The 8704-nt window shown below is 70.1% G+C and carries 9 protein-coding genes; 7 read left to right on the top strand and 2 right to left on the bottom strand.

Annotated elements, in window-relative coordinates:
- Both A9X04_RS31410 and A9X04_RS10455 read left to right on the top strand, forming a co-directional pair.
- On the top strand, window positions 1-116 hold a 116-nt coding region (locus A9X04_RS31410), incomplete at its 5' end, for a hypothetical protein (RefSeq protein ID WP_231985699.1).
- Window positions 117-161: 45 nt separating this feature from the next.
- Window positions 162-2042: an ABC transporter family substrate-binding protein gene (locus tag A9X04_RS10455; protein WP_197509123.1), complete on the top strand. Its 1881-nt coding sequence runs from the start codon at window positions 162-164 to the stop codon at window positions 2040-2042.
- Between the two features lie 18 nt (window positions 2043-2060).
- On the opposite strand, the gene A9X04_RS10450 is transcribed toward A9X04_RS10455, so the two are convergent.
- A complete protein-coding gene (locus tag A9X04_RS10450; RefSeq protein ID WP_067920017.1) occupies window positions 2061-2675 on the bottom strand; it encodes a TetR/AcrR family transcriptional regulator in 615 nt (204 codons plus the stop codon).
- A gap of 74 nt (window positions 2676-2749) precedes the next feature.
- On the opposite strand from A9X04_RS10450, the gene mshB reads away from it, so the two are divergent.
- The 4 genes from mshB to A9X04_RS10430 all read left to right on the top strand — a co-directional run bounded on the left by mshB (window position 2750) and on the right by A9X04_RS10430 (window position 7748).
- Window positions 2750-3652: an N-acetyl-1-D-myo-inositol-2-amino-2-deoxy-alpha-D-glucopyranoside deacetylase gene (mshB, locus tag A9X04_RS10445; RefSeq protein ID WP_067920015.1), complete on the top strand. Its 903-nt coding sequence runs from the start codon at window positions 2750-2752 to the stop codon at window positions 3650-3652.
- 93 nt (window positions 3653-3745) lie between these two features.
- A complete protein-coding gene (locus tag A9X04_RS10440; RefSeq protein ID WP_067920013.1) occupies window positions 3746-4207 on the top strand; it encodes a hypothetical protein in 462 nt (153 codons plus the stop codon).
- A gap of 109 nt (window positions 4208-4316) precedes the next feature.
- A complete protein-coding gene (locus A9X04_RS10435; RefSeq protein ID WP_082974916.1) occupies window positions 4317-6944 on the top strand; it encodes a bifunctional FO biosynthesis protein CofGH in 2628 nt (875 codons plus the stop codon).
- Between the two features lie 30 nt (window positions 6945-6974).
- Window positions 6975-7748 (top strand): maleylpyruvate isomerase N-terminal domain-containing protein, encoded by a 774-nt coding sequence (locus tag A9X04_RS10430; protein WP_067920023.1) that lies wholly within the window; start codon window positions 6975-6977, stop codon window positions 7746-7748.
- A gap of 20 nt (window positions 7749-7768) precedes the next feature.
- On the opposite strand, the gene A9X04_RS10425 is transcribed toward A9X04_RS10430, so the two are convergent.
- On the bottom strand, window positions 7769-8101 hold the full coding sequence (locus A9X04_RS10425; protein WP_067920009.1) for a hemophore-related protein: 333 nt from the start codon (window positions 8099-8101) through the stop codon (window positions 7769-7771).
- A gap of 375 nt (window positions 8102-8476) precedes the next feature.
- On the opposite strand from A9X04_RS10425, the gene fdxA reads away from it, so the two are divergent.
- Window positions 8477-8704, top strand: a 228-nt coding sequence (gene fdxA, locus A9X04_RS10420; RefSeq protein ID WP_067920021.1) for a ferredoxin, incomplete at its 3' end; no start/stop codon positions are given.

The following is an 8704-nucleotide window of genomic DNA, read 5'->3' as shown; positions in this document are numbered from 1 at the left end:
TCTGCGCGCAGGACGAATGCGTCGAGGTGACCCCGGAGATCGTTCGCGTGCGCAAGGTGGAGCTGGATGCCACGACCCGGGGGCGCAGCCGGGCGCGGGCCAAGGCGCGGGGTTAACCGCGCGTGCTCGGGCGGGCCGTTGGGGGGCTGCTCGTTACCCTGATCGGCATGCCGAGACGAGTGCGCCGTTTCTTCGTGACGGTCGGCGTGGTCGTCTCGCTGGCCGGGCTGGCGCTGGCGGCGTGCACGGTCAACCCCCCGCCGGCGCCGCAGAGCACCGACACTCCGCACAACTCGCCACCGCCGCCGCCGCGGCCCACCCAGATCATCATGGGCATCGACTCGATCGGCGCCGGCTTCAATCCGCACCTGTTGTCCGATCTGTCGCCGGTGAACGCGGCGATCAGCGCGCTCGTGCTGCCCAGCGCGTTCCGGCCGGTGCCCGACCCCGGCACCCCGACCGGCTCGCGCTGGGAAATGGACCCGACCCTGCTGGAGGCCGCCGAAGTCACCAACGAGAACCCCTTCACGGTGACCTACAAGATCCGGCCGGAGGCGCAGTGGACCGACAACGCGCCGATCGGCGCCGACGACTTCTGGTACCTGTGGCGGCAGATGGTCAGCCAGCCCGGCGTCGTCGATCCGGCCGGCTACGACCTCATCACCGGCGTGCAGTCGCTGGAGGGCGGCAAGCAGGCGGTGGTCACCTTCGCCCAGCCGTATCCGTCCTGGAAAGAGTTGTTCAGCAACATCCTTCCGGCGCACATCGTCAAGGATGTGCCGGGCGGGTTCGCGGCCGGGTTGGCCCGCGCGCTCCCGGTCACCGGCGGCCAATTCCGGGTGGAGAGCATCGATCCGCAGCGCGACGAGATCCTGCTGGCCCGCAACGACCGCTACTGGGGAACACCGGCCAAACCCGCGCTCATTCTCTTCCGGCGGGCGGGCGCGCCGGCGGCGCTGGCCGATTCGGTCCGCAACGGCGACACCCAGGTGGCCCAGGTGCACGGCGGGTCGGCGGCCTTCGCGCAGTTGTCTGCCATCCCCGACGTGCGCACCGCCCGCATCGTGACGCCCCGGGTGATGCAGCTGACGTTGCGCGCCAACGAGCCCAAGCTGTCCGACGCCCAGGTCCGCAAGGCGGTCCTCGGGCTGCTCGACGTCGACCTGCTGGCGGCGGTGGGCGCGGGCAGTGACAACACGGTCACACTGGACCAGGCCCAGGTGCGGGCGCCCAGCGATCCCGGCTACGAGCCGACCGCACCGCCCGCGATGACGACGCCGGCGGCGCTGGGGTTGCTGGAGGGCTCGGGCTACAAGGTGGAGGGCAACGCGTCGGGGTCGCCGGCGCCGACACCGGCGAACAGCGGCCCGCCGGAGGTCATCCGCGGCCGCATCAGCAAGGACGGCCAGCAGCTGTCGCTGGTCATCGGCGTGGCGGCCAACGACCCGACGTCCGTCGCGGTCGCCAACACCGCGGCCGACCAGTTGCGCAACGTCGGCATCGCCGCCAGCGTGCTGGCGCTGGACCCGGTGACGCTGTATCGCGACGCGCTGAACAACAACCAGGTGGACGCGATCATCGGCTGGCACCAGGCGGGTGGGAACCTGGCGACGCGGTTGGCGTCGCGGTACGGCTGCCCGGCGCTGCAGGCGACGCAGGTGCCGACGCCCACGGGGCCGACGAGCACCTCGGCCGGACCCAAGACCACCGGGCCGGGAACCTCGGCCACCACGCCGACGTCGACCCCGCCCAGCCGCCCGGCGGACCCCAACGCGTTGGTGCAGGCGCCGTCGAACCTCACCGGGATCTGCGATCGCAGCGTGCAGTCGAACATCGACGCCGCGCTCAACGGCACCAAGAACATCAACGACGTGATCACCGCGGTCGAGCCGCGACTGTGGAACATGTCCACCGTGCTGCCGATCCTGCAGGACACCACGATCGTGGCGGCCGGCCCGAGCGTGCAAAACGTCAGTCTCACGGGCGCGGTGCCGGTCGGCATCGTCGGCGACGCCGGCCAGTGGATCAAGACGGGCCCCTGAGCGGTCCCCGTCGGCCCGCTATTCGAAGGTGGCGCTCGCCCGTCGCGGCGGTATCACGGTGTCGACGATGAGCGCCAGCTCGCGGCGGTTCGGCGGCGACCCGGTCAGCAGGAAATGCTGATTGATCAGCGCCGGGCCGATGCGCGCGGTCAGCGGGGTGATCATCTCCGGATCCAGGTCGCCCTCCGCGACGGCGGCCTGCAGGATCGATTCGACGATCTGCAGGCGGGGCGCCACCACGGCGTCGGCGAAGATGGCGCGCATCTCGGGTTCGTGCAGCAGCTGGTTCACGGTCGCCATTCCGGGAAAGGCGGTCTTGCCGGCGCACACGTCGCGGTGGGCGGTGAACACCGTCAGCAGGTTCTCCCGGGCCGAACGACCCGGGCGGGCCTCGGGCAAGGGGGGCAGGGTGTGGACCAGCGCGGCGTGCACCAGCTCGCACTTGGTGGTCCAGCGCCGGTACAGGGCCGCCTTGCCGGTCTGGGCGCGCGCCGCGATGCCCTCCATCGTCAGCCCGCCGTAGCCGACTTCGGCGAGTTCGGCCAGGGTGGCCTCGTAGAGCGCCCGTTCGAGGACCTCGCCCCGTCGGCGGCTCCGGCTGCCGGCCGGGGCGGTCTGGGTGAGCTGCGGCATCCCTCGATAGTAGCCGTATGCGTTCCTATCGGCTGCGACGAGACCGCTGACCGGCCGGGGGGTACTGTGCGTCCATGCCTGAGACTCCACGGCTGCTGTTCGTCCACGCCCATCCTGACGACGAGAGCCTCAGCAACGGCGCCACCATCGCCCACTACACCGCGCGCGGGGCGGAGGTCCGCGTCGTCACCTGCACGCTCGGCGAGGAGGGCGAAATCATCGGCGATCGCTGGGCCGAACTGGCCGTCGATCGCGCGGATCAGTTGGGGGGCTACCGCATTGGCGAGCTCACCGAGGCGCTGCGCGCGCTGGGCGTGGGCGCGCCCCACTACCTGGGCGGCGCGGGGCGCTGGCGCGACTCGGGCATGCAGGGCACACCCGGGCGGCGGCGCCGGCGGTTCATCGACGCCGACGAGCTGGAGGCCGTCGGCGCGCTGGTGGCCGTCATTCGCGAGCAGCGCCCCCACGTGGTCGTGACCTACGACCCCGGTGGCGGCTACGGCCACCCCGACCACGTCCACACCCACGCCGTCACCACCGCCGCCGTGGCGGCCGCCGGCTCCGGCGACTTCCCCGGCGAGCCGTGGACCGTGCCGAAGTTCTACTGGTCGGTGTTCGCGACGCGCGCCTTCATGGCGGGCCTGCACGCCCTGGGCGACGAGGATCTGCTGCCGGAGTGGAGCATTGCGCCGGAGGAAGAGTTCGGCTTCGGGTATGCGGACGCCGACATCGACGCCGTCGTCGAACCCGCCCCTCAGGCGTGGGCGGCGAAGAGGGCGGCGCTCGCCGCGCACGCCACCCAGGTGGTCGTCGGGCCCACCGGCCGGGCCTGCGCCCTGTCGAACAACATGGCGCTGCCGATCCTGGCCGAGGAACACTACGTGCTGGCCGCCGGCACGCCGGGGGAGCGCGACGAGCGCGGCTGGGAAACAGATCTGCTTGCGGGGCTTGGTTTCACCGCGGCCGGCACGCGGTAGGCTTGCCAATCAGGCAGCCACGGAAGGATTTCGCATGGACCCCGACCTGGACCCTAATCAGCAGCATTGGCAGGACCGACTCGACAGCCTGCAGTGGGTGATCGGCTCGATACTCTCCAACATCGACAGCGTTCCGACCTGACCGCAACCGAGCCGCGCGCCGCGTCCCTCGAGGACGCCGGCGCGACCGACCCCGCGATCCGGTTCGTCGTCCTGGCGCTGCTCGCCGTCGACGGGGTCCTCTCCGCACTGGCCGGGGCCCTGCTGCTGCCTTCCTACATCGGGGCGGTCCCGTTTCCCATCAGCGGCCTGATCTCCGGCCTGGTCAACGCCGCGCTGGTGTGGGCCGCCGGGCGGTGGACCACGTCGTCGCGGCTGGCCGCGCTGCCGTTGTGGACGTGGCTGTTCACGGTGGCGGTGATCAGCATGGGCGGCCCGGCCGACGACGTCATCCTGGGGGGTCGCGGCCTGATGGCCTATGGGGCCCTGCTGCTGATCGTGCTCGGTGTCGGGCCGCCGTTCTGGGTGTTGTGGCGACGCGGCCACCGGCACTGACGTTCTCGCCGGCACGGGGGCCGGGACGTCCCCGCTCGGCGGTATGGCCCTGCCGCTACTGTTGACTGTTGCGCAGACGGGGCCCGGACGGGTCGGAAGAAAATTTCACATGTTGGGACACGCGGATGAATTTCGATCGTGGGGAAGTTACACGAAGGTGCCGCTGACTCCGGGCGAGGAGCCTACCGCTCTTCCTAATCCTGTGATTCCCCCGAAGACCAACGCGTCGGCGCTTCGGCGGGTGTTGCGCCGCGCTCGAGACGGTGTCGCGCTCAATGTCGATGAGGCGGCCGTTGCGATGACCGCGCGCGGCGAGGACCTCGCGGATCTGTGCGCCAGCGCCGCGCGGGTACGCGACGCCGGATTGGCGTCGGCGGGCCGGCGCGGCCCGGGCGGCGGGTTGCCCATCACCTATTCGCGCAAGGTGTTCGTCCCGGTCACCTACCTGTGCCGCGACACGTGTCACTACTGCACCTTCGTCACCGTGCCCGGCAAGCTGCGCGCGCAGGGGGCGGGCATGTATCTCGAGCCCGACGAGATCCTCGACATCGCCCGTCGCGGCGCCGAACTCGGTTGCAAGGAAGCGCTTTTCACACTCGGTGACCGGCCCGAGGATCGGTGGCCGGAGGCGGGAGAATGGCTCGGCGAACGGGGATATGACTCCACGCTGTCCTACGTGCGGGCCATGGCCATCCGGGTGCTCGAAGAGACCGGACTGCTGCCGCACCTGAACCCCGGCGTGATGAGTTGGTCGGAGATGGCCCGGCTGAAGCCGGTGGCGCCGTCAATGGGCATGATGCTCGAGACGACCTCGCGGCGGCTGTTCGAAACGAAAGGTCTTGCGCACTACGGCAGTCCGGACAAAGACCCGGCGGTACGGCTGCGCACGCTCACCGACGCGGGCCGGCTGTCGATTCCGTTCACCACCGGGCTGCTGGTCGGGATCGGGGAGACGCTGACCGAGCGGGCCGACACGTTGCACGCGATTCGCAAGTCGCACAAGGAGTTCGGGCACGTTCAGGAAGTGATCGTGCAGAACTTCCGGGCCAAGGAGCACACCGCGATGGCCGCCGTTCCCGACGCCGGGATCGACGACTACCTGGCGACGGTGGCGGTCGCGCGGTTGGTGCTCGGTCCCGGCATGCGCATCCAGGCGCCCCCCAATCTGGTGTCCCGCGACGAGTGCCTGGCGCTGGTGGCGGCCGGGGTGGACGACTGGGGCGGGGTGTCGCCGCTGACCCCCGATCACGTCAACCCCGAGCGGCCGTGGCCCGCGCTCGACGACCTGGCCGACATCACCGCCGAGGCCGGATACGAACTCGTGCAGCGACTCACCGCCCAGCCCAGGTACGTGCAGGCGGGGGCGGCGTGGATCGACCCGCGGGTGCGGGGGCACGTGCTGGCGCTGGCCGACCCGGCGACCGGCCTGGCCCGCGACATCAATCCGGTGGGCCTGCCCTGGCAGGAGCCCGACGACGTCGCGTCCGCCGGGCGGACCGACCTCAACGCGGCGATCGACACCGAGGGCCGCGCCACCGAAGCCCGCAGCGATCTGGACAGCGCCTTCGGCGACTGGGAATCGATCCGCGCGCACGTGCACGAGCTGACCGTCCAAGGCGCCAAAGCGCCAGAACGCCTAGACACCGACGTGCTCGCCGCGCTGCGGGCCGCCGAGCGCGATCCCGCCGGCTGCACCGACGGCGAGTACCTGGCGCTGGCCACCGCGGACGGACCAGCACTGGAAGCCGTTGCCGCGCTGGCGAACTCGCTGCGCCGCGACACGGTGGGCGACGACGTGACGTTCGTGGTGAACCGCAACATCAACTTCACCAACATCTGCTACACCGGGTGCCGGTTCTGCGCGTTCGCGCAGCGCAAGGGCGACGCCGACGCGTATTCGCTGTCCACCGAAGAGGTGGCCGACCGCGCGTGGGAGGCGCACGTCGAAGGCGCCACCGAGGTGTGCATGCAGGGCGGGATCGACCCGGAGTTGCCGATCACCGGCTACGCCGACCTGGTGCGCGCCGTCAAGGCGCGGGTGCCGTCCATGCACGTGCACGCCTTCTCTCCGATGGAGATCGCCAACGGCGTCACCAAGAGCGGGCTGAGCGTGCGCGAGTGGCTGATCAGCCTGCGCGAGGCCGGGCTGGACACCATCCCGGGCACCGCGGCCGAGATCCTGGACGACGAGGTGCGCTGGGTGCTGACCAAGGGCAAGCTGCCGACTTCGGAATGGATCGACATCGTGACCACCGCGCACGAGGTGGGCCTGCGGTCCTCGTCGACGATGATGTACGGGCACGTGGACAGCCCGCGGCACTGGGTCGCCCACCTCAACGTGCTGCGCGGGATCCAGGACCGCACCGGCGGGTTCACCGAGTTCGTGCCGTTGCCGTTCGTGCACCAGAGTTCGCCGTTGTATCTGGCCGGCGCGGCGCGCCCCGGCCCCACCCATCGAGACAACCGGGCCGTGCACGCGTTGGCGCGAATCATGTTGCACGGCCGCATATCCCAGATTCAGACCAGCTGGGTGAAGCTGGGTGTCGAGCGCACCCAGGTGATGCTCAACGGCGGCGCCAACGATCTGGGCGGCACGCTGATGGAGGAGACCATCTCGCGGATGGCCGGGTCCGAGCACGGGTCGGCCAAGACCGTCGAGGAGCTGACCGCGATCGCCGAGGGGATCGGGCGCCCGGCGCGCCAACGCACCACAACCTACGCCCCGCGGGCCGCTTAGCAGCCCGTGGCGGCGGGTATACCCGACGCCGTGAACCGACAGATCGATGACGACCGGTTCCCCGAGTGGCGGCCGTTCGTAGACGCGGTGCAGCGGCGCCGGCCCGACTCTGGCACCTGGTGTGAGGCCTGGACGGTGCGCGACATCGTCGTCCATCAGGCCGGAAACGCCGAGGAGATCGCCCGGGTGCTGGCCGCCCACCTGGACAGCGAACCCGTCGGCACCCGGGGCTTCGAGGAACGCGAGGGACCACTGCGCAACCTGAACGACGCGGACCTGTGGGACGCGCTGTTCGACCGGATGGCCACCCTGAACCGGATCGCGGAGGCGGCCGACGACGTGCCTCAGGACACCGACGTCGCATGGACGGGCCGCACCATGAAGGTGCCCTGGTTCGCCGAACACATGCGCGAAGAGCTCGTGCTGCACGGGTGGGACATCACCGGGGACCCCGATCTCCCGGCGACCTTCCAGGCCGGGCTGGCCGAGCCGTGGATGACCACCCACAGCGTCGTCGCCGTCGGCAAACCGCTGCTGGCCAAGGGAGCCAAGGGGCTTCGGCCGGGCGAGCGCATCGAGGCGCGGCTGCGGGCCCCGGACACCGACGACGTCGTGCTCGGCGCCGAAGCCGACCGCACCACCATCGAACTCGCCGCGCCCGAAGGCCCCGCCACGCTGGAAACCGACCCCGCCGCCCGCGTCCTGCTGCTCTGGGGGCGCAGGCCCGCGGACCCGTCCCGAATCTGCAGCCGCGTCGGGCCAGAAACGCTAGGCCGCCTGCGCGGCCTGCTCAGCGGTTACTGAACCGCCTCGACTCAGACGGCTCAGAAGTTGTTACAGGTGACCGCGACCTGGTTGATGTCGTCGTAGTACTTCATCGCCGACGGCATCGCCTGGATCTGCTGGGCCATCTGCTGGCGCTTCGGCGGCGGCGAGGCCAGGAAGCTGCGGATGTACGACTGCGCCATCGGCGAGCTGTTCAACTGCGCGGCGGCCGCCGGGTCGGTGGCGTTGAGCGCGGCGATCACCTGCCCGTAGTTGCACGTGGTGTTGATGATCGCGTCCGACGGATCTGCGGACGCGATTCCCGCGCCGGCGGTCAACGCGACGGCCGCACTACCGACGGCAACGGTCAATTTGGTCAACGACAGCCTCATGTGTGGACACCTTCCCCGATTAATGCACCGCTATAAAGGCGACGACATCTGCCAGCGGCTGCCGTCTGACGTCGAGATTACCAGGCGCCGCGAACATGCTTCCATCGCAATGACTATCGGCAAGCCCCGCTGGAGCGTGACTTTGTGCAGGTCAGTGGCCCGAGGCGACCGTTCGCCCTCGGCGAAACGACCCCCGGTCGCGGGGCCCGAGACTGGCAGTCTTAAATCGTCCATTTAACGGGCGTGCCAAGTGGTTGACGTGTATGTGCAACGTCTAGTATCAGTAACCGAAAGCTTTTGCCTGAGGCGGCCGGACGCGCCGGCCGCGAGCCGAAGAGCAGCCCACACTAAAAGCAGTACATGGAGGAGACGTCTGTGACCTACACGATCGCCGAGCCCTGTGTCGACATCAAAGACAAGGCGTGCATCGAGGAGTGCCCGGTCGATTGCATCTACGAGGGCGCGCGGATGCTGTACATCCACCCCGACGAGTGCGTCGACTGCGGGGCCTGCGAGCCCGTCTGCCCCGTCGAAGCGATCTACTACGAAGACGACGTGCCCGAGCAGTGGAGCCAGTACACGCAGATCAACGCCGACTTCTTC

The sequence above is a fragment of the Mycobacterium sp. E3247 genome, assembly GCF_001667785.1.
GTDB lineage: Bacteria > Actinomycetota > Actinomycetes > Mycobacteriales > Mycobacteriaceae > Mycobacterium.
The sequence above is the reverse complement of the archived record's forward strand: the minus strand, read 5'-3'. Positions and strand labels throughout refer to the sequence as shown.

Bases quoted from the DNA above. Each gene is read 5' to 3' on its own strand.
- A9X04_RS10425 (WP_067920009.1), bottom strand. From the start codon at position 8,101: ATGAGGCTGTCGTTGACCAAATTGACCGTTGCCGTCGGTAGTGCGGCC.
- mshB (WP_067920015.1), top strand. From the start codon at position 2,750: ATGCCTGAGACTCCACGGCTGCTGTTCGTCCACGCCCATCCTGACGAC.
- A9X04_RS10450 (WP_067920017.1), bottom strand. From the start codon at position 2,675: ATGCCGCAGCTCACCCAGACCGCCCCGGCCGGCAGCCGGAGCCGCCGA.
- A9X04_RS10435 (WP_082974916.1), top strand. From the start codon at position 4,317: ATGTTGGGACACGCGGATGAATTTCGATCGTGGGGAAGTTACACGAAG.